Annotated in this window: 25 protein-coding genes and 1 pseudogene; 12 read left to right on the top strand and 14 right to left on the bottom strand. The window is 71.6% G+C overall.

Features of this window, described 5'->3' with window-relative positions:
* Window positions 1-34: 34 nt before the first annotated feature.
* Entirely contained in the window at window positions 35-1114 is a 1080-nt protein-coding gene (locus OG462_RS24830) for a saccharopine dehydrogenase family protein (RefSeq protein ID WP_406060832.1), read from the bottom strand.
* 67 nt (window positions 1115-1181) lie between these two features.
* Between OG462_RS24830 and OG462_RS24825 the strand changes: the two genes are divergently transcribed.
* Together OG462_RS24825 and OG462_RS24820 are read left to right on the top strand one after the other, a co-directional pair.
* Entirely contained in the window at window positions 1182-1346 is a 165-nt protein-coding gene (locus OG462_RS24825; protein WP_406060830.1) for a hypothetical protein, read from the top strand.
* 88 nt (window positions 1347-1434) lie between these two features.
* Window positions 1435-1752 carry a hypothetical protein gene (locus tag OG462_RS24820; protein WP_406060828.1) on the top strand — a complete coding sequence of 106 codons (318 nt, stop codon included), beginning with the start codon at window positions 1435-1437 and terminating at the stop codon, window positions 1750-1752.
* A 66-nt stretch (window positions 1753-1818) separates the two neighbouring features.
* On the opposite strand, the gene OG462_RS24815 is transcribed toward OG462_RS24820, so the two are convergent.
* On the bottom strand, window positions 1819-2385 hold the full coding sequence (locus OG462_RS24815; RefSeq protein WP_406060826.1) for an NADPH-dependent FMN reductase: 567 nt from the start codon (window positions 2383-2385) through the stop codon (window positions 1819-1821).
* 144 nt (window positions 2386-2529) lie between these two features.
* Between OG462_RS24815 and OG462_RS24810 the strand changes: the two genes are divergently transcribed.
* Window positions 2530-3849 (top strand): MFS transporter, encoded by a 1320-nt coding sequence (locus tag OG462_RS24810; protein ID WP_406060825.1) that lies wholly within the window; start codon window positions 2530-2532, stop codon window positions 3847-3849.
* A 31-nt stretch (window positions 3850-3880) separates the two neighbouring features.
* Window positions 3881-4567, top strand: coding sequence for a TetR/AcrR family transcriptional regulator (locus OG462_RS24805; protein ID WP_406060823.1), 687 nt, complete (start codon window positions 3881-3883; stop codon window positions 4565-4567).
* Here OG462_RS24805 and OG462_RS24800 read toward each other — a convergent pair.
* The 10 genes and pseudogenes from OG462_RS24800 to OG462_RS24755 form a co-directional block, all read right to left on the bottom strand.
* Complete coding sequence (locus OG462_RS24800; protein WP_406060822.1) at window positions 4515-5843, bottom strand: amino acid permease; 1329 nt, start codon at window positions 5841-5843, stop codon at window positions 4515-4517. The two genes, OG462_RS24805 and OG462_RS24800, sit on opposite strands and share 53 nt — an antisense overlap.
* Before the next feature lie 134 nt (window positions 5844-5977).
* Window positions 5978-6325 carry an ArsR/SmtB family transcription factor gene (locus tag OG462_RS24795; protein ID WP_406060820.1) on the bottom strand — a complete coding sequence of 116 codons (348 nt, stop codon included), beginning with the start codon at window positions 6323-6325 and terminating at the stop codon, window positions 5978-5980.
* 65 nt (window positions 6326-6390) lie between these two features.
* Window positions 6391-6840: an SRPBCC domain-containing protein gene (locus OG462_RS24790; RefSeq protein WP_406060818.1), complete on the bottom strand. Its 450-nt coding sequence runs from the start codon at window positions 6838-6840 to the stop codon at window positions 6391-6393.
* Between the two features lie 157 nt (window positions 6841-6997).
* Complete coding sequence (locus OG462_RS24785; RefSeq protein WP_406060817.1) at window positions 6998-7858, bottom strand: MerR family transcriptional regulator; 861 nt, start codon at window positions 7856-7858, stop codon at window positions 6998-7000.
* A gap of 60 nt (window positions 7859-7918) precedes the next feature.
* On the bottom strand, window positions 7919-8548 hold the full coding sequence (locus OG462_RS24780) for a LysE family transporter (RefSeq protein WP_406060815.1): 630 nt from the start codon (window positions 8546-8548) through the stop codon (window positions 7919-7921).
* Window positions 8545-8862: a DUF2087 domain-containing protein gene (locus OG462_RS24775; protein WP_406060814.1), complete on the bottom strand. Its 318-nt coding sequence runs from the start codon at window positions 8860-8862 to the stop codon at window positions 8545-8547. Before OG462_RS24775 ends, OG462_RS24780 begins: the two co-directional genes overlap by 4 nt.
* 67 nt (window positions 8863-8929) lie before the next feature.
* A complete protein-coding gene (locus OG462_RS24770) occupies window positions 8930-9208 on the bottom strand; it encodes an antibiotic biosynthesis monooxygenase family protein (protein ID WP_406060812.1) in 279 nt (92 codons plus the stop codon).
* Between the two features lie 161 nt (window positions 9209-9369).
* A pseudogene (locus OG462_RS24765) lies at window positions 9370-9496 on the bottom strand (DeoR family transcriptional regulator); the annotation flags it as partial.
* A gap of 44 nt (window positions 9497-9540) precedes the next feature.
* Complete coding sequence (locus tag OG462_RS24760; protein WP_406060811.1) at window positions 9541-10731, bottom strand: serine hydrolase domain-containing protein; 1191 nt, start codon at window positions 10729-10731, stop codon at window positions 9541-9543.
* Window positions 10732-10852: 121 nt separating this feature from the next.
* On the bottom strand, window positions 10853-12430 hold the full coding sequence (locus tag OG462_RS24755) for a carboxylesterase/lipase family protein (protein WP_406060809.1): 1578 nt from the start codon (window positions 12428-12430) through the stop codon (window positions 10853-10855).
* Window positions 12431-12680: 250 nt separating this feature from the next.
* On the opposite strand from OG462_RS24755, the gene OG462_RS24750 reads away from it, so the two are divergent.
* The 4 genes from OG462_RS24750 (at window position 12681) to OG462_RS24735 (ending at window position 16569) form a co-directional block, all read left to right on the top strand.
* Window positions 12681-13952 carry an NAD(P)/FAD-dependent oxidoreductase gene (locus OG462_RS24750; RefSeq protein ID WP_406060807.1) on the top strand — a complete coding sequence of 424 codons (1272 nt, stop codon included), beginning with the start codon at window positions 12681-12683 and terminating at the stop codon, window positions 13950-13952.
* 20 nt (window positions 13953-13972) lie between these two features.
* On the top strand, window positions 13973-14911 hold the full coding sequence (locus OG462_RS24745) for a sigma-70 family RNA polymerase sigma factor (RefSeq protein ID WP_406060805.1): 939 nt from the start codon (window positions 13973-13975) through the stop codon (window positions 14909-14911).
* A gap of 45 nt (window positions 14912-14956) precedes the next feature.
* Window positions 14957-15157, top strand: a complete 201-nt coding sequence (locus OG462_RS24740; protein ID WP_406060803.1) for a hypothetical protein — start codon at window positions 14957-14959, stop codon at window positions 15155-15157.
* 83 nt (window positions 15158-15240) lie between these two features.
* Complete coding sequence (locus tag OG462_RS24735) at window positions 15241-16569, top strand: hypothetical protein (RefSeq protein WP_406060801.1); 1329 nt, start codon at window positions 15241-15243, stop codon at window positions 16567-16569.
* A gap of 80 nt (window positions 16570-16649) precedes the next feature.
* Here OG462_RS24735 and OG462_RS24730 read toward each other — a convergent pair whose 3' ends face one another.
* Window positions 16650-17096, bottom strand: a complete 447-nt coding sequence (locus OG462_RS24730; protein WP_406060799.1) for a DUF1772 domain-containing protein — start codon at window positions 17094-17096, stop codon at window positions 16650-16652.
* A gap of 91 nt (window positions 17097-17187) precedes the next feature.
* On the opposite strand from OG462_RS24730, the gene OG462_RS24725 reads away from it, so the two are divergent.
* Complete coding sequence (locus tag OG462_RS24725; protein ID WP_406060797.1) at window positions 17188-17766, top strand: TetR/AcrR family transcriptional regulator; 579 nt, start codon at window positions 17188-17190, stop codon at window positions 17764-17766.
* A gap of 193 nt (window positions 17767-17959) precedes the next feature.
* Here OG462_RS24725 and OG462_RS24720 read toward each other — a convergent pair whose 3' ends face one another.
* A complete protein-coding gene (locus OG462_RS24720; RefSeq protein ID WP_406060795.1) occupies window positions 17960-18619 on the bottom strand; it encodes a hypothetical protein in 660 nt (219 codons plus the stop codon).
* Between the two features lie 306 nt (window positions 18620-18925).
* On the opposite strand from OG462_RS24720, the gene OG462_RS24715 reads away from it, so the two are divergent.
* The 3 genes from OG462_RS24715 to OG462_RS24705 all read left to right on the top strand — a co-directional run bounded on the left by OG462_RS24715 (window position 18926) and on the right by OG462_RS24705 (window position 21277).
* Complete coding sequence (locus OG462_RS24715) at window positions 18926-19354, top strand: VOC family protein (RefSeq protein ID WP_406060793.1); 429 nt, start codon at window positions 18926-18928, stop codon at window positions 19352-19354.
* 99 nt (window positions 19355-19453) lie between these two features.
* Window positions 19454-20203, top strand: a complete 750-nt coding sequence (locus OG462_RS24710; protein WP_406060791.1) for a dienelactone hydrolase family protein — start codon at window positions 19454-19456, stop codon at window positions 20201-20203.
* Window positions 20204-21121: 918 nt separating this feature from the next.
* A complete protein-coding gene (locus tag OG462_RS24705; protein ID WP_406060790.1) occupies window positions 21122-21277 on the top strand; it encodes a hypothetical protein in 156 nt (51 codons plus the stop codon).
* Window positions 21278-21302: the final 25 nt, after the last annotated feature.

Below are 21302 nucleotides of genomic sequence, written 5' to 3'. Positions count from 1 at the left end.
CTGACCGAGCCTGGTCCTACGACTCCTACGACTCCTACGACGAGGTGGACGGGCTGAACGTCAGGTGCTCCGGGTCGAGGGCGCGCAGGAAGTCCGCCGCGTCGAAGAGATCGGCCGGGGCCACCGCGCCGGCCTTCGTCGCCCGGCCGTCGAGGATGCGGGCGGCCGCCTCCACCACGAGGGGGGCGGTCACCGCGTAGATGTCCTGCCCGGACGCGGTCGCGCGGCGCTCCTCGTCCCCCCTCCGGACGACCACGTCGACGACGAAGGTCTGGGCCGAGCGCCCGTCGGCGTCGACCGCCGTCGGCGGCGGCGTCCCGGGGTCGCGCAGGTCGCGCAGGGGCGCCTCGTTGATGAGGACGCGGATGTCCGGGACCCGCACATGGCGGGAGATGGTGACCTGGTCGGCCGTCATGAACTCGACGACCTTCTGCTCGCCGAGTGCGCCCGGGAACTCCCAGACGGACGGCGTCGGTTCGGCGGGCGGCGGGACGAAACGGCCCCCCTTGAAGACCACGTGCTTTCCGGCGTTGCTCTGCCCCGTCTTCCGGGTCCCCTCGGTCGGCAGCCAGCTGTCGAGGGCGATCGCGACCGTGATCTCGTCGGCCTCCTCCCAGTCCCCCTTCGCCGCGCCGGCGAGCAGGTCGCCCAGACCGCCGTAGAACGCCATCGCCGGGACGACCGCCACGCCCGCCTCCCTGGCCGGGTCACCGTACTGCTCGAACGCGGCGAGGACGGCTGCCTGTTCGGCGGCGACGTCCAGGTACGGGATGCGGGCGCGCAGGGCCGCGTCGATCACGAGGGGCGCGGTGACGGCGAAGGGACCCGCGCAGTTGACGACCACGGCGGCGCCCGCGAGCGCGCGGTCGAGCGCGGCGGGATCGGCGAGGTCCGCGACACGGGCCTCGGCCCCGGGATGGGCCCGGGCCACGGCATCGAGCCTGGCGGCGTCACGGCCGACGAGGAGGAGGCCGAAGCCGCCGCGCCGGCGCAGCTCGCCGAGGACGAAGGCGGCGGTGTGTCCGTACGCGCCGATGACGGCGACGATGGGGGGCCGGGTGGGGGCGGAGGTGGGGGTGGAGGTGGGGCTGAGGGTGGGGTGCTGCGTACTCATGAGGACATTCCTTACGACGGGCGGAAGGAAGCGGTTCCTCCGCGTGACCGGCGGGTACGTGGCGTGCATGTCAAATGGCTGGCGCTGGTTCTTCCTGGCCGTCTTCGTCGTCTGGACCGTCTTCGCGCTCCAGTGGACGGATGTCGGCTGTGACTACGCGGAGGCGTACGTCGCCGTGGTGCGCTTCGGGACTCCGGAGGGCCTGGAGTTCCTGCCGGCCTGCGCCGGCTGAGAACCGAACGGGAGGCCGACCGGGAAGCCGATCGGGAAGCTGAACGGGAAGCTGAACGGGAACGGCCGCACGCGCCTACGATCGAGGTATGACTGCTCGCTGCGGTTCGTCGCTGTCGCTCTGGTCGCGGGACTCGTTCCTGTCCATCGGCTCGGTCGGGTCGACGCTCTCCATCGGCTCGGTCGGCTCGTTCCTGTCCGTCGGCTCGGTCGGCTCCGCGCTGTCCGCCGGCTCGGTGGGTTCCTGGGCGAGCGTCGGTTCGCTGCTCTCGGCCCAGTCGTGCTGGTCGGTTCTCTCCTGGCGCTCACGCCGGGGGGTGCTCGCGGCGGGAGCGGTGCTCGCGGTCGCGGGAGCGGTCGGCCTGACGAGACCGGCGCTCCCCCATGAGACCGATGCTCCCCTTTGAGGCCAGTGCTCCCATTCGAGACCGGTGCCCCCCTTCGAGACCGGTGCCCCCCTTCGAGATCACCGGTCACGCGGCGTCGATCTTGCCCTTGAGTGCGCCCAGGAGGTCCTGGAGGAGCTCGATGGTGGCCTCGTCGACGAGGTTGCCGGCGTCGTCGAAGCGCTCGTACGACTTGAAGACGTGCACCTCGGGCTTCACGACGACGTCGGCGTCGACGCAGACGAAGATCTGACGGAGGGCGAGCTGCGCCCGGACCGTGCCGAAGGCGCCGGGGCCCGCGCCGAGGATCGCGGTGGGCTTGCGGCGCAGGGGCACGCCCTCGGCGCGGGTCCAGTCGGTGCTGAGCCAGTCGATCGCGTTCTTGAGGACGCCCGGGATGGAGTAGTTGAACTCCGGGGTGGCGATGAGCACGCCGTCCGCCTCCGTGACGCGGCGGCGAAGCGCCTCGACGGCGGCGGGGCGGACCTCCGGGGTGTCGAGGTCGAGGTCGTACGCCGGGATGTCACGCAGACCCTCGTAGATCTCGATGTCCAGGCCGCCGGGGTTGAACTTCTGGGCGGCACGCAGCAGTTGCGTGTTGTGCGAGTCGGCGCGGAGCGAGCCGGAGATGGCGAGGATCTTGGACGTGGTCATGGAATGCCCCCTGGCGGTTCGGCGGATCGGGCGGGGCCGGCGAGTTCCGGCCCCGACGACCAGAAAGCTAAACCGGTCGGTTCAGTCTGTCAACCAAACAGTTCAGTCTTGACACTGAACTGGATGGTGTAGTTCATTCGCTCCATGGCCACCACCAGTACCGAAGAGGACTTCAGGCGCGGCCTGACGGCCGCGAGCCCGACCCGGACCGGTCTGCTGCTCGCCGCTCTCGCCGCGCCCGCCGCCATGGGGGTGTCGGGGGCGAGCCTCGCCCTCCCGGAGGCCACCCGCGAGCTGGCCGTCTCTCCCGCGTCGGCGGCCTGGCTGATGACGGCCTTCGGCCTCGGCATGGCGGTCGGCACCCCGCTGCTCTCCGCCGTCGCCGGACGGCGGGGCGGACCCGCCGGGGTCATCGGGGCCGGCGCCGCCCTCGTGACCCTCGGCGCGACCCTCGTCCTCGTCGCCCCCGGCCTGCCCCTGGCGGTCGCCGGGCGGGCCCTGGAGGCGGCGGGCGCGGCCGGACTCAACGTCGCGGCCTTCCAGATCGCCGGCCGCGACCGCTCGGGCCGCACCCCCGGCGTGGTCGCGATCGGCAGCGCAGCCGGCGGGACGGTGGGACTGTTCGCCGGGGCGGCCGTGACGGGGGCGGTCGGCTGGCGCGGGGCCCTGATCCTCCCGCTGCTGAGCCTGCTCGTCGTCCTGCCGGCGCGAAGGTCGGCGGGGCGGATGTCGGCGGGTGGGGGGACGCTCTCGGAGGACGGTGGCGGCGGTGGAACCCGCACAAGGGGAACCCGTACAAGGGGAGCCCGTACAAGGGGAGCCCGCACGGAGGGACTCCGAACAAGTGGAGCCCGCGCAAGGGGAGCCCGTACAGGTGGAGTCCGTGCAAGTGGAGCCCGTACAGCGGGACTTCGAGCCGCCCTCCCGCTCGACATCCTCCGCGACCGGGGATTCCGTACCGCCGCCGGGCTCATGCTCGCCGTCGCCACCGTCAACTTCGGTCTGCTGTACGCGGCTCCGCGTCGCGTCGCCGCGCTCACCGGCTGGAGTTCCGTGGAGACCGGGGCCGCCGCCTCGCTCGCCGCGCTCTCCGGGGCCCTGCTGTCCTGGCTCCTGGTCCGCGCGGCCCCGGCGCTCGGGCTCCGCCGTGTCCGTGTCGTCCTGGCCCTCGGGTCGCTCGGCGCCGCCGTCCTCGCGGTGACCGCGCCCTGGCCGGTGGCCGTCCTCCTCGCCTCGGGGACGAGCGCGCTGGTCACGGCCGGGGGTCAGGGGCTGCTCACGGGGGCCTCGACCGACGGACTCCCGGTGGACCGGCACGGCCTCGCCATCGGCCTGTTCAACCTGGCCTTCCTGATCGGCGTCGCGGCCGGCCCGGCGCTCGCGGCGCTCCTGACGCCCTGGCCGGGGACCCCTCTGACGGCCTCGGCGAGCTTTGCAGACCAAACCGTTCAGTTCATATACTGACGGTCCCGCCACCACAGCTAAGGAACACCCCATGGGAGCCGGAGCCGAACCCCAGACCGACTCGACCGACGCGTACGGCATTCCGATCATCCCGGACCCCGCCGACGCCGCCTCGCGCAAGCGTCAGGCGATCATCGACGCCGCGCTCGCCGAGTTCCTCGCCGAGGGCTACTCCGCGGCCTCGATGGACGCGATCACCCGCGGCTCGGGTGTCTCCAAGGCGACGATCTACAAGCACTTCGGCAGCAAGGAGCGGCTGTTCCTCGCCGTCATCGGCGGGGTCCTGCCGAAGACGTACGCGGACCTGGAGCCCTCCAACTCCACCCTCGCCGACGCCCCCGACCTGCGCGCCGCCCTCGTCCGGCTCACCACCGACTGGGCCCGCATCCTGCTGCGCCCCGACATCATGTCGCTGCGCCGCCTGGTGATCGGCGAGATAGACCGTTTCCCGCAGCTCGGGCAACTCTGGTACCGGGTCAGCTACGACATGAACAACGGCCCGCTCATCGAGGCCTTCACCGAACTCAACGCCCGCGGCGCCCTGGTCGCACCCGACCCGGCGCTCGCCGTGCAGCAGTTGGTCGCGGCCACGGTGGGGGTGCCGCAGCTCGTCCGTACCTTCTCGCCCGACGCCGAGATCAGCGACGCGGAGCTGACGCGGGTGATCAGCTCGGGAGTGGATCTGTTCCTGGCTCGGTACACCGTCCGTCCCTCCTGAGCCACGCCCACACCAGCAGCACCGCCGCCCAGCCCCCCGTCGTGAGGAGCTGGGTCCGGCTCGTCGGGTCGCCCAGCATGAAGAGCAGCACCCCGCCGATCCCCGCGAGCGCGAGCACCGCGCGTACGGAAGGGCCGTGCAGGCGCAGGTGGGAGGCGGCGATCAGGGCCCAGACGAGCAGGATCGCGGCGCCGATGGAGTTGAGCAGGAACGGGAAGACCGTACGCGGCCAGAGCAGGCTGAGGACGACCGAGACGAAGCCGAACGCGGCGGAGGCGAGGACGGCCGCGTACGGGACGCCGGTCCGCACCCGGCCCAGGGCGCGGGGTGCGTCGCCGCGTCCGACCAGGGCGTACAGCATGCGCGAGGAGCCGTAGATGTTGGCGTTCATCGCCGACAGGAGCGCGACGAGGACGACCGCCTCCATCAGATCGGCGGCGCCGGGGGCGCCGGTGCTCGCGACCACGGCGGCGTACGGGCCGTCGGCGACGCCCGGGGCGTTCCACGGAACGAGGGTGACGATGACGGCCATCGAGCCGAGGTAGCAGACGGCGACCCGCCACATGACGGCCCGTACGCCCGCACGGACCGCCCGGACCGGGTCGTCGCACTCGGCCGCGGCGATGGTCACCGTCTCCAGGCCGCCGAACGCGAAGACGGCCGCCACCATGCCGACCGCGACGCCGTGCCAGCCGTGCGGCAGGAAGCCGCCTTCGCCGGTGAGGTGGGCGGTCCCCGGTGACGGGTGGCCGGGCAGCAGACCGGCGAGGACGACGGCGCCGAGCACGAGAAAACCGACGATCGCGGCGATCTTGAGGCCGGCGAACCAGAACTCCAGCTCGCCGAAGTTCCGTACGCCCGCCAGGTTGCTCGCGGTGAACACGCTCATGAAGACGGCCACCCACACCCAGCCCGGCACGGCAGGCACCCAGCCGCCGACGATGTGCGCGGCCCCGACGGCCTCGGCGGCGACGCTCACGACGAGCAGCGCCCAGTACATCCATCCGGCGAGCAGCCCGGCCCACGGCCCGAACGCCCGGCGCGCGTGCTCGGCGAACGAGCCGGTGACCGGGTGGGCCGCCGACATCTCGCCGAGCATGCGCATCACCAGGACGGTCAGGGCGCCGGCGCACACGTACGAGACGAGGATGCCGGGCCCGGCGGCGGCGATCCCGAACCCCGATCCGACGAAGAGCCCGGCGCCGATCGCACCGCCCAACGCGATCATGGCCAGATGCCGCTGCCGCAGACCGGCGCCGAGTACCCGCCCTGTCATGATTCCCCCCGAATTACAGACGACCAGCGGAGGAGCTTCGCTGATGATCGCCTCGGAGAGCAAGCCAGATCCGGACATTGAGACTGCTCACGGTGGGGCCGTCAGCCGCAGCCGTCGATTGTTCTCGGCAGCCGTCAGCCGTCCTCCGCGATGCGCTTGATGTCCGCGAGGCGTCGGTCCCAGTCGGCGGCCAGGGCCGACATCCAGCGGGCCGTCGCGTCGAGCGCGGCCGGGCGGACCGCGTAGCGGACCTCCCGGCCGACGCGGGTGGCGGAGACGAGCCCGGCGGTGTCGAGCACGGTCAGGTGCTTGACGATCGCCTGGCGCGAGACGGGGAGGCGGGCGGCGAGAGCGGTCGCGGTGGCCTCCCCCTGCTCGGCGAGCAGTTCGAGCAGCCGGCGCCGGGTGGGATCGGCGAGGGCGCCGAGCACACTGTCGGTGGAGGACCCGGCAGGCCCTGACCCCGACCCGGCCCCCGGCACCGGCCCCGCTCCTTCCGGCGGCCGCGTCGGTTCCGGCGGCTCGCTCGACGCCCTCGGCTCCGGCGTCACGACGACGGTGCCTGCTCGGCGCGCTTCTTGAACGCGGCGATGACCTCGGGCCAACCACGGGTGTTGTCCCGTACTGCCTGGGTACGCAGGTCCTCCGATCCCGGCAGCGACGCGAAGCCGCTCTCGACGACGCGGAGCCGGGTGCCGCCGTCCTCCTCGGTGAGGGTGAACTCGACGAGGGTGGTGTTGTCCTCGCTCAGTTCCTGCCCGGAGAAGGCACTGGCCCAGCGGTACGCGACGTAGGTCGGCGGCTCGACCTTCTCGACGCGTACGGGGAAGTCGCCGTGGACGGAGTTCCGGGCGAGCATCGACTCGCCCTCCTTGGCCACGGTCCCGGCGACGCTCGCCTCGTCCGCCACCCAGAACCCCGGCTGGGCGACGAGGGTCCAGACGCGCTCCAGGGGCGCGTCGATCAGGGTTTCGCGCTCGATCCGGTCCTCGCTCATGGGGGACTCCTTCTTCGCGTAGGAAGCGTCACCTGGAAGTGACTGCAACCCCAGAGTTGCACATGCCCCTTCCACTCGCAACCGTAGAGTTGCACCTCACTCGACGGCCCTACGCGCTCCGAAGCGTCCCGAGCCGGCTCGCGACCGGCCCATCGGCCTACTCGGCGGTCGCGTCGGCCACCGGCCACGCTATTTCGACGCGGTTGTCCGGGTGGTCCGGCGTACCGGTCCAGCGGAGGAAGGTCGAACGGGCCGGGCCCGCGAAGGTGAAGCCGTGCTCGGCGATCCAGTTCGCGACGGCGTCGTACGCGGTGAGGATCGCGGGGAAGGCCGTCGCCTCGCCCTCCACCACGGTGCAGGCGTACGTGACCTCCGGGTCGTCCCGTACGGACATCCCCTCCCCCAACTCCGGCTGCGCGCCCGACTCCCAGAACGGCAGGCACGCCTCGACCAGGGTCTCGTTCTCCTCGTCGCAGAGCCCGTGGTACCGGACGAACGCGGGTCCGGTGAACGTGAGCGGCCCCCGTCCCGCGACCGCGTACAACTCCTCGTAGGCCGTGCGCAGGAACGGGTCCAGGCCATGATGGTTCACCGTCGCGCCGAACACGAGGACGCGTTCGGGAGTGCTCTGGCGGAGGGTGACACGGTGGTTCATCTCGACTCCTTCGGTCAGTCTCGTCAACAGGCTGTGGACGACGGAACGTTGGACGCCGAGGCGCCGCTCGGCGGCCTCGATCTGCGCGTGCAGCGCCGCTGCCAGATCGGCGTCGGCGTTCCCGCCGTCGGCGCCGCTCCCGAGCAGGGCCCGTACCCGCTCGATCGGCATGTCCAGCTGCCGCAGCGCGCGCACGAGTTGCGCGCTGCGGAGCTGGTCGCGCCGGAAGTAGCGGTAGCCGCTGTCCGGATCGACGAAGGCCGGTGTCAGCACACCGCTTGCGTCGTAGTGCCGCAACGCGGTCACCGAAAGGCCACTGGCCTGCGCGAACTGCCCGATCGGCAGCAGGTTCGTCCTGTCCACGAGAGGAGACTGTGCCGTCTCCGGTAACCCGAGAGTCAAGCAGCGCCCGTGCACGCGCGTTCAGGAGCGCGCCACGAGCCGTATCGCGAGGACGACGATCAGCGTGCTCGACGCGAGCACCGTGGTCAGCCGACCCCGAGCTCCCGTCAGCGTCCGGCCGAGCAGCGTCCCGCCCAGGGCGAGGAACAGCTGCCAGCTCGCGGAGGCGACCAGGGCCGCGAGGACGAACGCGGTCCGGTCGGGGAGGGTGGCGGGCGCCGAGGGGCCCGTCGCGAGGATGAGCGCGGCGAAGTAGATCACCGTCATGGGGTTGAGGATCGTGATGCCCAGGAAGGTGAGGTACGCGCGGGCCGGGGTGAGGGTCGTCCCGTCGTCGCGGGAGGCGAGCCCGCCCGTACGGTACGCGGAGACGGCCCCGTACGCCGCCCGTACGGCGAGCACCACGAGCACGACGGCCGAGGCCCACCGGAGCGGGGTCATCACGGGGGTCAGCAGCGGAACGAGCGCGGAGCCGCCCGCCACCGCGAGAACGGCGTACACCCCGTCGGCCGTGGCGACACCGAGCGCCGCACCCGCGCCCGTACGCCAGCCGGTACGGGCCGTGACGGCCACCAGGTACGCGCCGACCGCGCCGACCGGGATCGCGATGCCGTAGCCGGCGAGCAGGCCGGCCACCACTGCGGCGATCACGCGACGGCGGGGATCGCGCCTCCGGGGGAGCCGGGCTGCTGCTGTCGGCGGTAGGCCGAGCCGTCCTTGGTCCGGGCGAGGAAGCCGCCGATCACGAGATAGCGCCGGAGGGCGGAGAAGTCCTCGTGGACGGTGAGCAGGGCCTGGTTGACCTCGGGCTCGCGGTAGTCCCGATCGGGAGCGAAAAGGGTCTCGGTGAGGTGCGCGAGGAGCGCCTCACGGCGGGCCGGCTTGCGCGGGATCGCCTTGAGGCGCCCGTCGGCGGAGAACAGGTCCGCGACGGGGCGGGGAGGGCGGGAAGGATGACTGGTCATGGCGGAGAAGCCTGACGGCCACCGCCCCGCCCCGCAAAGGGTTTTCATCCCTTCCGCGACCGTCCGCTCACTTCAGGATGACGTTCACGGCCTCCTGCACGTTGGGAACGAAGGTTCGTACGCCGCCCCGGTCGAAGATCGGCCGGGCCTTCTCCACGAAGGCGAGGAAGGCGTCCTCGGAGTCCCAGAAGTCCACGACCCGCCATCCCCCGCTCCCGTCGGGCCCGGCGGCGTGCGCGATGAACCCGGCCGGCGGAAACCACTCGGCCGCCTCAAGGAGCCTTGTGGTCTCCTCGTACTGCTCCTGCGTACCGCCGGGGATCTCGATGGTGACGATGACAGCCATGCCGCTGCTCCTGTACGTGGGGGTGGGGGTGCGGAGACGAAGGTGCGGGGATCGCGACCAGCACACCAGCGGGTGCGGCGCCCCGCACCGCAGCGGACCCCGAACGAGCGACAGCGAGCACCCGGCCATCCACGCCGCGAAGCCGCCGTCAGCCGGCCGGGAGCGGCGGCGATCGTCGGGCTGTGAGTGATCACCGTGCAGGCAGGCCAGGTCCTGCGGGAGGGCATGCACGACGGCCGGGGCGGTGGTGCCGCCGTCGAGGATCAACGCGCCGCCTGGCCGCGAACGCCCCTCCGCCCCTCCGCCCCGGCGCCCCTCCGCCCCGGCCGTGGTCAGTCGGCGAGCGCGGCCCCGACTATCGCCTGGATGTGCGGGAGGGGACTGGCGGCGCCCGTCGAGTTAAGCGAGTACGCGACACGGTGCCGGAGGTCCTCGGTCGCGAAGAACCCGCTGTCCCAGCCGGGCCGGGACCCCGTCTTGCCCCACGCGAACTCCTGCTCGCCGAGCTTGTAGCGCATGAGACCGCCGACGCTGAAGCAGGCCGGCCCGCCGAAGCAGTTCGTGTTGCCGGCGGCGCTCTTCACGTTCGGCACGTCGAAGACCAGCTTCTGCTGGGCCGGCGGGAGCAGGCGCCCCCGGAACAGCGCGGTGAAGAACCGGTCCAGGTCGGCGGCGGTGGAGATCATGCCGCCCTCCGCCCACGGGTAGGGGCTCTGCTCCGTGACGTCCTCCCCGGCGACGTACACCGTCGCGTGGGGCGCGGGAATGCTCAGATCGTCGGCGGCGGGCAGGCTGGTGTGGCGGAGGTGGAGCGGCCGGATGATCCTCCGCTCCAGCTCGTCGGCGAAGGAACGGCCGGTGACCTTCTCGACGAGCAGGCCGAGGACGTGGGAGTTGAGCCCGTTGTACTGCTGCTCGGAGCCGGGCGCGGTCGGCTCACCGGTGGCGGCGGCCGCGGCGAACGTCTCCCGCAGGATGTCCTCCGGCTTCACGGACTTGAACTGCCATCCGGGTCCGTCCTGCGGTCCCGGGGTCATGACGGGCTTGGGAAGCCCGCTGGTGTGGTCGAGGAGCTGGCGCACGGTGACTCGGTCGTACGCCTCGGGGAGCAGCTCGGGCACGTACCTCCGCGCGGGTGCGTCGAGTGCTATCCGGCGCTCGGCGACGAGTTGGAGCACGACGGTGTTGGTGAATGTCTTGGTGACGCTGCCGATCCGGACATGCGCGTCGGCGGTGACCGGGCCTGCGGCCGCCTCCGTTCCGTCCCGTCTGACGAGCGCACCCGCGATGACGAGGTCGGGCAGGCGGCCCATGACGTCCTGGAGCGCGGGGTTCAAGACCCCGGGGCCCTTCAGGGCCGCCGCCTGGACGCCGGACGCGGGCGCGGCACCGGCCGCCGGCAGAGCGGCACCGGCGGAGCCGGCGCCGACTGCCGTGACGGCGGCGGCCAGGGCGAGGCTGGTGGCGGCGAGGCGAAGGCGCATGGCGTTCTCCGGAGCGGTGGGGACGAGTCGTTCTGACACCCTCAACTCTGCTGCGTACAGCGCCCGTAGCCCATCGGTGATCACCCTGACCGGACCCTGACCCGCCCCTGCCCCGACCCCGTGCCGACCCCTGATCATGGTGTCGGGGTGGTGCTCCCGTTCACGGACGCAGGAGGGGAAAGTCACCCCCGACCCACAGAGCACGGAGGTCACGGAGAGCAGGGAGAGCAGGGAGAGCAGGGGGAGCAAGGGGAGCGGTCGGCTTGTTGTCGGCCGGCTTGTCGTCGGCCGGCTTGTCGTCGACGAGGCCGTCGTCGGCGCTCCATATGTGGGCCTGTGCTGTGGAGTTGTCGACCATCGGCCAGCCGGGGTTTCCCTCGGTGGCGAAATCGACCCAGGCGCACATCATGCGGCGTGCCAGCTCGTGGTCGGCGGGGGTGGGCGTACCGCCGATGAGGAAGGCCAGGGAGTCGTCGTCCAGGTTGCCGAAGACGAACGGGACGTCCGCGCAGTGCCAGGCCCGCACGACCCCGCCCGGTCCGGTGCGCCGACGGTCGAAGCGCGAGAGGAACGCCCGGCCGCCCGCTCTCGCGTGAGCCTCGGCGAGCCGGTTGCCGTACTCGCCGAACAGGAGGTCGCCGAAGACGGCGAGGTAGACGTCGAGCACCGGGGCATCGGGCATCGCGGCGCGATAGCCGGCCACCAGGCCGTCAGGGAGGCCGAAGTCCTGGGCGAAGAGGGCGAGTTGTTCGTCGGTGGTGATCTTCGCGCAGCTTCCGACGGCGTCGAGCAACCAGTATTCCTCGGTGGTGTGGCAGACCAGCAGGTCCACTTCCCGGGTCGCGCCGGCAGCCATCCCCGTGAGGGGGTCGGCGGGCAGGACGTCGCCGTCGAGGACCGGGGCGTACAGCGACGGGTCGTAGTGGCGGGATCCGGAGGCGGGGTCGCGCCGGTAGTCGTCGACCACCTGGTCGGAGGCGGTGACCAGGGCCTGCGGAGTCATGGAGGCCAGGCCCTCCGGCGTGGCGGGGCAGCCCGCCGCAGCCGCGACCTCGCGGGTGGTCGCCGCCGCGATGTCACGCGTATAGCAAGGGCTGGCGGGGCTGTGGGCGATGGCGCGGTGGAACAGGCCGCGGGCGCGGTCCATCACCATCAGGCAGGCGACCGAGGCGGCGCCGGAGGACTGGCCGGCGATCGTGACGTTGTCGGGGTCGCCGCCGAAGGAGGCGATGTTCTCGCGCACCCAGCGCAGGGCGGCGACCTGGTCGAGCAGGCCCCGATTGTCCGGGTGGCCGGTCGCTTCGCCGCCAGGCACATGGCCGAAGCCCTCGAAGCCGATGCGGTAGTTGAGGGTGACCACGACCAGACCGGCGCGGGCCAGCGCGGTGCCGTCGAAGTCGGGCTGAGCCGAGGACCCGAAGGTGTAGGCACCGCCATGGATCCAGACCAGGACGGGCAGGCGGCCGCTGTCGGGGGCCGGGGTCCAGATGTTGAGGGTGAGGATGTCCTCGTCGCCGGGAGACCAGACGGGTGCGCCGGGCAGTTCTGCCGACTGCGGGGCGATCGGGCCGAACTCCGTACAGTCCCGCACTCCGGTCCACGCGGGTGCCGGGAGCGGTGCGTGGAACCGGTTGGCGCCGAACGGCGGGGCAGCGTAGGGGATGCCAAGGACGGCGACGACGTCGACAGCGGCCCGGAAGCCTCGTGCCGGACCGTTCTTCGTCTTGAAGATGTCCATGGAGATGGGGCTGCCTCTCGTGACGTGACGTGACGCGCCGGGGCGCGGGATGGGGTGAGGGGGGTGAGGGGGAGGGAGGGTGGGGCTTCAGCCTTGCATCACACGGCGAGCAGAGACCAACACCAAGATCACGGCGATTGACGCACTGTCGATGTGGATCCAGGCGGTGACCCACGTCACATCCGGCTCCTGTCAGCAATCGGGGCGCCGTCTCGTTCAAGGGGCGCCCGAACGAGACAGGAGCAACGCCATGAAGCACCGCATCGTCGTACTCGGCGCCGGATACGCCGGGGCCTTCGCCGCCGGAAACCTGGCGCGCCGGCTCTCCCCCGCCGACACCGAGATCACCGTCGTCAACGCCGTGCCCGACTTCGTCGAGCGAATGCGGCTCCACCAGGTCGCGATCGGCCAGGACCACGCGGTCCGCAAGCTCGCCGACGTATTCGCGGGCACCGGGGTGCGGCTGCGCGTGGCACGCGTCACCGGCATCGACCCCGAGCGCAGGACCGTCGCCGTGACCGCGTCGACCCCTTCGAGCGCCGCGACCGGCGAGTACGGCGAGTACAGCGAGTACGGCGACAGCGAGCTCGCCTACGACACCCTTCTCTACGCGCTCGGCAGCTCCGTCGCCCACCACGGCGTCCCCGGCGTGGCCGAGTACGCCTTCGACGTGGCCGGCCGCTCCTCGGCGCTCCGACTGCGCGAGCGCCTGGCCGGCCTGGGCGAGGGCGGCACCGTGCTGGTCGTCGGTGAAGGGCTGACCGGCATCGAGACCGCCACCGAGTTCGCCGAGTCCCGGCCCGACCTCTCGGTCGCGCTCGCCGCCCGCGGCGAGCTGGGCGCCTGGCTCTCCCCGAAGGCCCGCCGCCACCTGCGCCGGGCCTTCGACCGGCTCGGCATCACCGTCCACGAGTACACCGGCATCGAAGCCGTCGAGCCGACACGGGCGATCACCGCCGACGGTACGTCCATCCCGGCCGACGTCACCGTATGGTCGGCCGGGTTCGCCGTGCACCCCATCGCAGCCGCCAGCGGTCTGGAGGTCGCCGGGACCGGCCAGATCGTCGTCGACCGCACCATGCGCTCGGTCTCGCACCCCGACGTCTACGCCGCCGGTGACTGCGCCTACGCGATCGGCGAGAACGGCCGGCCGCTGCCGATGTCCTGCGCATCGGCCGGCTTCACCAACATGCAGGCGACCGCCGCGATCATCGCGCGCCTGACGGGCGGCGAGGTCCCGACCGTCGGGCTGAAGTACTACGGCAACCACATCAGCCTCGGGCGGCGGGACGCGATCTTCCAGATGGTCGACGGGGACGTCCGGTCGAAGTCCTGGTACCTGGGCGGCAAGGCCGCCGCGCGGCTCAAGGCGGGTGTGCTCAACGGGGCCGGGTTCGGCATCTCCCACCCGACCTTCGGCATGCCGAAGCGCAGGCGCCGCCTGGCCACCGCGCCCGCCCTGCCCACCGCGCCCGACCCGGCCGGTACGCCCGACCGGGCCGGTGCGAGGGTCGTCGCATAAGCCTGCATAGGCTGCTCCGCATGGACAGCGCAGCGGTCGATCGGTTCGAGGCCAGCCGGGGCCGGCTGGCCTCGCTCGCGTACCGTCTGCTCGGCTCGGCCGCCGACGCCGAGGACGCCGTGCAGGACACGTTCCTGCGCTGGCAGGCCGCCGACCGCGAACGGGTCGAGGTGCCGGAAGCGTGGCTGACCAAAGTCGCCACCAACCTCTGCCTCGACCGGCTCCGTTCGGCGCAGGCGCGCCACGAACGAGCGGCCGGTGCCTGGCTGCCCGAGCCGCTCCTGGAGGGCGACCCGATGCTCGGCCCTGCCGACACCTTCGAGCAGCGCGAATCGGTGTCCTTGGCCGTGCTGACCCTCTTGGAGCGCCTCTCGCCGGTCGAGCGGGCCGTCTACGTCCTGCGCGAGGCCTTCTCGTACGGCCACGCCGAGATCGCCGGGCTCCTCGACATCACCGAGTCCGCGAGCCAGCAGCATGCCCATCGGGCCCGGATCCGCGTCGCCGCCGAGCGCCGCCGGGGCGGCGAGGCCGACCCCGTGTCCGCGCGCCGGGTGGTCGAGGAGTTCCTCGCCGCCGCCGTGTCGGGGCGCACCGAACGGCTGGTGGCGCTGCTCACCGACGACGTGACGCTGCTCTCGGACGGCGCCGGACTGGCCAAGCGGCTGCTGCGGTACACGACGCCCGAGCGGGTCGCCTCCTACGTGCGGGCCGGTTTCAAGCCCACGGCGGCGAAGCGACGGCTGGCCGGCGGTTCGCCCGCGATGCACATCGCGCTGGTCAACGGCTCCCCGGCCGTCCTCGCCGTGGTCGACGGCCGGGTCGTGGGCGCCGTGGCGTTCGGCGTCAGCGACGGCAAGGTCGCGTCCTTGCGCGGCATCGCCGCCGCGGACCGGCTCACGCGCCTCAACGAGGCCTGGCGCCGGCACGAGCCCGACGCTCCGGTGATCGACGCATGGTGACGGGAGCCACCGGAACCCGCTGACCTGAGCCGGAACTCGGTGACCGTGACCGGAGCCACCGGCACCCCTGACCTGAGCTGGAACCCGGTGACCGTGACAGGAGCCACCGGCACCCCTGACCTGAGCCGGAAGGGCGAGGGCATACGGCGGATCGAACTGAGCTGGAACGACGAAGGTGTTCGGATCGACCTGAGCCGGAACGACGAGGCTGTACGGATCCCCCCGAGCGGCATCGACCCGCGCTGATGGAGTGGTGGCCATCCGCTGATCAGGTTGATCTTGGAAGCGTCCCTGGACAGGGCTGCCTCCCGACCGCCCGTATGTGACGCATGAGAACGCCCCCACGGCGGCGCGGCCGCCTCGCCGCCCTCGCCCTCACGCTCGCCACGGCCTCGCTCCTCGCCCTGACCCCGACGGGCGGCGCGACAGCCGCCCTGCCCGGCACCGGAGCCGGGCCCAAGCCCGTCCCTTCCCCGGGAGCGCAGGCAGGCCGCCCCTTCCCTGCCATCGCCGACCCCGTGCCCGGAGGGTTCGGCAGCTGGCAGGAGCTGTTCACCGTCCAGCAGCGCCTCAACGCCGCCGCGAGCAGCATCAAGCAGGCCGCGGACGCGGCCGGCCACACCGGTCTGACCGGCATCATCGCCGCCCCCGAGAACCGCGAGCTGCGGGTCTACTGGCACGGCGCCGTCCCGGCCGACATGCGCAAGCACATCGAGAACCGCGCCGCCGCGGTCCCCGTCTCCGTCCTCCCCGCCGAGTACAGCAAGGCCGAACTCGGCGCGGAGGCCCGTCGACTGCTCGCCTCCGGCAGCGTGAGCCTCGCCTCCACCCGGGCCGACGGCAAGGGCGTCGACGTCCGCCGGGCTCCGGGGGCCACGGTGGAGAAGCCCGCCGTCGGCGGGGTTCCCGCCTTCACCGACCCGGCCGCCTCGACCGCCGGGTCCGCGCCGGTCCCGCTCTCCTGCGCCGACGGCGCCGCCTACTGCCGCGAGGACGACATCTCGCCGTACTACGCCGGCGCCCGCACCAGTGGTTGCACCACCGGCTGGCCCGTGCGCCTGCGGACCGGTGCCCGCGCCATCCTCACCGCCGCGCACTGCGGCGGCAGCGGCACCACGGCGTACGACGGCGGCGGCGACGTGATGGGCACCGTCGAGAACCACGACCCCTTCTTCGACCTCGAAAGCATCAACACCAACGCCAACGGGCGTATGTGGGACGGCTGGTGGCAGAACTCCACCTTCACCAAGCCCGTCCACGGCCTGGGCAACAGCTGGGTCGGCAACTGGATCTGCATGTCCGGCTCCCGCTCGGGCACGCTCTGCGGCCTCCAGGTCACCCAGGTGAACGCGTCGAACCTGGCCTCGGCGAGCAGCTGGCCGAACTGGCCCTACTCGGTCGCGGCCGCCCACGACGCCTCGTTCGGTCCGGGCAACGGCGACAGTGGCGGCCCGACGTTCGACCTGACGGGGGACCTTGAGCGGGTCATCGCGAAGGGCTCGGTGAGCCACGGGTACGGCGACGCGGAGGTCCCCTGCAAGGGGCAGCCGTCGTCGAGCACGCGCAAGTGCTACTGGCTGTTCGCGTACACGGAGGTGTACACGGCGTTCAACGACCCGATCTCGCCCCTCTTCGGCTCGGAGGTGATCACGGGCTGACGCCTCGGCGAATGACTCCGCGAACGGCTCCGCGGAGCCGTTCGCGGCGACCCGATGGAATCACCCGAGGTGCGAGCTGCTCAGGCGAGGGCGGTCGCCAGCAGGGCGAAGGCGGCGATGATGACGGCGACGCGCGCGTAGTGGTAGCGGTCCCAGCGGTTCATCTGCTCCTTCCAGTCCTCGGGCCGGTTCTCGGGGGTCCACGTCTTGCCCTGGTTGTTGATCGGGACGAGCAGCAGGATCGACATGATCACGCTGAGGATCAGCAGCGCGCCGGCGGTGACGACGAGTCCGGCGCCGTCCTGGCGCCATCCGGCGACGGCCCAGATCGCGACGAGGACGAGCGAGCCGATGTACCAGACCGGCATGACGGCGCCGAGCATCCGGCCGCCGTGGCTTCGGCCGCGTTGGTTGCTGTCGTCGGGGAGGGCGTTGAGGATCGGGTTGATGACGAAGGCGACGGAGAACTCCACTCCCACCATCAGGCCGACGATCACGGTGGTGACGATCTCAAGTGCGTTGAGCATGACTACCCCTCTTGGGATCTAGCGTCGCTAGCTGATGAGGCAACGCTAGTACTACTGCCGCTCGATTGTCTAGCGGTGCTAGGATCGAATCATGTCGGTACAGGAACGCAAGCAGCGCGAACGGGCGGACCGCGAACGCCTCATCGTGGCGACGGCCCGCGAACTCGCCGAGCAGCAGGGCTGGGACGCGGTCACCACCCGCCGGCTCGCCGAGCGCATCGAGTACAGCCAGCCCGTCCTCTACAGCCACTTCCGCGGCAAGCGCGAGATCATCGGCGCCGTCGCCCTGGAGGGTGCCTCCGAGATGGCCGTGGCGCTGCGGGCCGCGACCTCCGCCGCGGACGGCCCCCGCACCCGGGTCACCGCCCTCGCCCGCGCCTACCTCGACTTCGCCGAGCACAACCCGGCGGTCTACGACGCCATGTTCCAGCTCGACGGCGGCCTGGCGTTCGCACAGGAGGAGACCCCGGAGCCTCTGAAGGACGCCTTCGCCGCCCTATTGGAAAGCCTCGGCGAGGTCGCCGGGGAAGGCGTCCACCCGGGACTGTTCACCGAGGTGTTCTGGGCGGCCCTGCACGGGCTGGCCACCCTGACCCGGGCGCGACGGCTGCCGCCGGAGGACACCGAGCGGAGGGTGGAACTGCTGGTGGACCGGCTCGCCGTGGCCTGACACGCCGTCCCGGCGGGCACGCAGCCGGGGCCCTCAAGCCCCGCTGCTTGCCTGCGGCATCGCTCCCGGTCGCTCGCGCTGCCGACGCCGGCGCGCCCTCCGATGAGCAATACCTCTGCTTGATCCATCACTGGCCTGCCACCGCGTGGTCGAACCACACGAACCAAATGTGCGCGGATCAGGGAGACGCCCCCTAGGCGTCGGGGTTCTTGCCTGCGGCTGTCTTGGCGATCCGGTCCACCTGGAGCTTTGCGAGCGCCTGCATGTCGTCGGCGTTCTTCAAGTCCGACCCCTTCAGGCTGATGACGACCGCTCCGGTCCGCATGGTGACGCTGGTGCTGTACCTGTCGGAGAGCTTCATGGAGAACGCCTCGGTCTCCTCTGCGCCTGCCGCGATCTTCAAAGGTTGTGCGTCATCGTTGTCTTCGCGCTCTCTGGCCACCATTGCCTTGCTGGCGACGGCTGCGTTCTCGACGGAATCGAACGCGTAGACCTTGATGAAGACCGTCTGCTCCGGCGCGTTCGCCACCAGCTCTTCCGCGGTCTGCTGCTCGACTACCCTCATGCCTCTTGCCGTCAGCCCGGCGCAGCTCGTTCCGGTGTCGAATCCGCAGTCCTTGGCGGCCTCCGCGCCATAGAGAACATCCTCGCCACCGCCCCCTACGCCGCCCCACTCCCCAGGAAGGCTGCTGCTGCCAGGCAGGACAGCCTGCACCTGGGATGAAGTCAGCATGACCGGCTGGTCTTCATGCCCTTCGGGGGAACCGACGGTCTGCCGGCCACCTCTCCCGCCGTCCGCATCCGAGCCGGACGAACCTTCGCCCGCGCATGCGGTCAGGGCTGCTACGAGCACGGCTGGCACAGTCGCCCCACGCACCGCTGCTTTCACTGTAATCCCCCCGAAAAATATGGCCACTTGACGCACAGCCAAGCCCATTTCGGCATCGGCCGCCACTCTATGGATCCATGGCTACCCCGCCGAGCTCGATGATGAGTACGACATCCTCGAATACGGCGACAGATCGGTCGCGCTGGTCGACGCCGAGGTGATCGCCGAAGCCCATCGCCTCGCAGCCTGCCCTTGTGGTGCGGCCGACCCCTCGGGCGCACCGAGTCAATGCTCGGGCGAGCGACAGATCCCCCTTGCTATGGTGCGCCGATGTCATCGGTCAAACAGTTCCAAGTCACCTTCGACTGCTCGGAACCCGAGCGCGTCGCCCGCTTCTGGTGCGAGGTGCTGGGGTACGTCGCCCCCACGCCACCGGCGGGGTTCGCCACTTGGGACGACTACGACCGCTCGCAGCCGCCCGAGGAGCGGGGTTCATGGTTCGCCTGCAGTGATCCCTCAGGTGTGGGCCCGCGTCTGTACTTTCAGCGGGTCCCCGAGGGCAAGGCCGTCAAGAATCGGGTGCATCTCGACGTGCGGGTCGGCACCGGGCTCGTGGGTGAGGAGCGCCTCGCCGCACTTGAGGCCGAGTGCGCACGACTGCTCCCGCTCGGCGCGGTACGCGTGCAACTCCTGCACGACGAGCACGACTCGTGCATCGTCATGCAGGACATCGAGGGCAACGAGTTCTGTCTCGACTGAGCGTCCTCCGAGACAGCATGAGCTGCTCGACAGCGGAGGTCGCAGGCCGTAACTCCCTCCGTCCGCCCCTTGGTTGATCACCGCTGTTACGGTCGCTCCATGGCCACCACCACACTGCAGATCCCCACCCCAGACGGCCAGGCCGACGCTTTCGCCGCCTTCCCCGACGACGGCCGGCAGCACCCGGGCGTGCTCCTCTACATGGATGTCTTCGGCCTGCGGCCCCGGCTGGAGGAGATGGCGCGCGAGCTCGCCGGGCACGGGTACTTCGTGCTCGTCCCCAACGTCTACCACCGGGACGGGCAGGCGCCCCTGGTCGACCTTCCCGAGCACATCGGGAACGACGTCCGGCCCGCGGTCTTCGCCCAGCTCATGCCCTTCTACCGGGCGCACACCACCGAGCGCGCCGTGCGCGACGCCGACGCCTTCCTCGCGTTCCTCACCGGCCGGCCCGAGGTCGCCGCCGGGCCCGTCGCCGTCGTCGGCTACTGCATGGGCGCCGTCCTGGCGATGCGTACCGCGGCGGCCCACCCCGACCAGGTGGCCGCCGTCGCAGGTTTCCACCCCGGCGCCCTGATCACGGACGCGGCCGACAGCCCGCACCTGCTCGCCCCGAAGGTCACCGCCGAGGTCCACTTCGGCATCGCCGAGAGCGACATGACGCCCGAGGAGTTCGGCGGGCTCAACGAGATCCTGGACGCGGCGGGGGTCCGCCACACCAACGAGATCTACCCCGGCACCGCCCACGGTTTCACCATGGCCGACACCAGCGCCTTCAGTCCGGACGGGACGCAGCGCCACTGGGACCGACTGCTGGCACTCCTCGACCGCACCTTTTCGAACCAGTAGAGGGGCTTTCACTCGTACGGGGGTACTTCTCCCGGTGTGTCCGGCTGGACACATTTCGTTCGGTACGGTCGCGCAAAACGGCCCCCGAAGATGACTGCGAACCATCGACGGGGGCCTCAACCACCAGTGGATTAGGAGTCCACCCGTGATCTGTCGGCACTTTATCTCGCCCTCCCGCGCCTTCACCCAGCTCTCGCACGAGCTCATTCGGCATCCTCGGCTCAGCTCCGATGCCGTTCGGCTGCTGACCTGGCAGCTCTCGCTTCCCCGGGGCGCCCGGGAATCCCTCTCCCGTACCGCCGAACGCGCCGGAATCGGCGCCACCGCCTTCACCCGCGCCAAGCGGCAGCTCATGACCGAGGGGTTCGTGCACGAGCGGCGCGTACAGGGGGCCGGTGGGCTCTGGGCCACCCAACAACTCGTCTCCAGTGTGCCGTTGAGCGCCGGGGAGGCCGCGAGGGTGCTGGGTGGGACCTCACCCCTGCCGACCTGCGCCGATCCCGTGTCGCCGCAGGTCGCACCGGGCGGCCGCATTCCGGTCGTCGGTGCTCCGGCGGCTCCGTCGGCCGACCGTCATCCAGATGAAGATCCTGGGGAAGACACCTCCAACCTTCCCCCGGAGGAAGATTGCGGGGACGGTCACGGGGACGGGGACGGGGACGGGGACAGGGACAGGGACAGGGGCGGGGACATCGTGCCGCCCGTGCCCGAGGACGCCCGGGCGCTCGTCGCCGGCTTCCCGATCCTCTCCCCGCACCTCCGGCGCATTCCCCCCGGCATGCGCGACGAGTTGGGCCTGCTCGTCGCCCGTTGGCTCGACGCCGGGCACTCCCCCGCCGACGTTCACGAACACGTCCTGCGGGGGCTGCCCGGCGACGGGACTCCCGTACATCGACCCGGGGGGTGCTTCGGTACCTGTTGCGTGACGTGCCGCCCCCGGTCACCCGGGCGCCGCGGCCGCCTTCGCGGCTCGACGGGACCCGGGAGTGTCCCGGTGCGCACACCCAGGCCACGCTCTTCCGGCCCGTCGCCGACGAGACGCTCTGCGGGGAGTGCCTCGCCGAGCAGACGTGACGGTGGGCGGAATCCGCGTGCGGTG

The sequence above is a fragment of the Streptomyces sp. NBC_01077 genome (genome assembly GCF_045162855.1).
In the GTDB taxonomy this organism is placed as follows: Bacteria; Actinomycetota; Actinomycetes; order Streptomycetales; family Streptomycetaceae; genus Streptomyces.
The sequence above is the reverse complement of the archived record's forward strand: the minus strand, read 5'-3'. Positions and strand labels throughout refer to the sequence as shown.

Coding starts and splice junctions, on each gene's coding strand:
- OG462_RS24800 (WP_406060822.1), bottom strand. CDS start 5,843: ATGACAGGGCGGGTACTCGGCGCCGGTCTGCGGCAGCGGCATCTGGCC.
- OG462_RS24750 (WP_406060807.1), top strand. CDS start 12,681: ATGAAGCACCGCATCGTCGTACTCGGCGCCGGATACGCCGGGGCCTTC.
- OG462_RS24730 (WP_406060799.1), bottom strand. CDS start 17,096: ATGCTCAACGCACTTGAGATCGTCACCACCGTGATCGTCGGCCTGATG.
- OG462_RS24755 (WP_406060809.1), bottom strand. CDS start 12,430: ATGGACATCTTCAAGACGAAGAACGGTCCGGCACGAGGCTTCCGGGCC.
- OG462_RS24790 (WP_406060818.1), bottom strand. CDS start 6,840: ATGAGCGAGGACCGGATCGAGCGCGAAACCCTGATCGACGCGCCCCTG.
- OG462_RS24815 (WP_406060826.1), bottom strand. CDS start 2,385: ATGACCACGTCCAAGATCCTCGCCATCTCCGGCTCGCTCCGCGCCGAC.
- OG462_RS24735 (WP_406060801.1), top strand. CDS start 15,241: ATGAGAACGCCCCCACGGCGGCGCGGCCGCCTCGCCGCCCTCGCCCTC.
- OG462_RS24825 (WP_406060830.1), top strand. CDS start 1,182: ATGTCAAATGGCTGGCGCTGGTTCTTCCTGGCCGTCTTCGTCGTCTGG.
- OG462_RS24725 (WP_406060797.1), top strand. CDS start 17,188: ATGTCGGTACAGGAACGCAAGCAGCGCGAACGGGCGGACCGCGAACGC.
- OG462_RS24775 (WP_406060814.1), bottom strand. CDS start 8,862: ATGACCAGTCATCCTTCCCGCCCTCCCCGCCCCGTCGCGGACCTGTTC.
- OG462_RS24805 (WP_406060823.1), top strand. CDS start 3,881: ATGGGAGCCGGAGCCGAACCCCAGACCGACTCGACCGACGCGTACGGC.
- OG462_RS24820 (WP_406060828.1), top strand. CDS start 1,435: ATGACTGCTCGCTGCGGTTCGTCGCTGTCGCTCTGGTCGCGGGACTCG.
- OG462_RS24810 (WP_406060825.1), top strand. CDS start 2,530: ATGGCCACCACCAGTACCGAAGAGGACTTCAGGCGCGGCCTGACGGCC.
- OG462_RS24770 (WP_406060812.1), bottom strand. CDS start 9,208: ATGGCTGTCATCGTCACCATCGAGATCCCCGGCGGTACGCAGGAGCAG.
- OG462_RS24710 (WP_406060791.1), top strand. CDS start 19,454: ATGGCCACCACCACACTGCAGATCCCCACCCCAGACGGCCAGGCCGAC.
- OG462_RS24715 (WP_406060793.1), top strand. CDS start 18,926: ATGTCATCGGTCAAACAGTTCCAAGTCACCTTCGACTGCTCGGAACCC.
- OG462_RS24830 (WP_406060832.1), bottom strand. CDS start 1,114: ATGAGTACGCAGCACCCCACCCTCAGCCCCACCTCCACCCCCACCTCC.
- OG462_RS24745 (WP_406060805.1), top strand. CDS start 13,973: ATGGACAGCGCAGCGGTCGATCGGTTCGAGGCCAGCCGGGGCCGGCTG.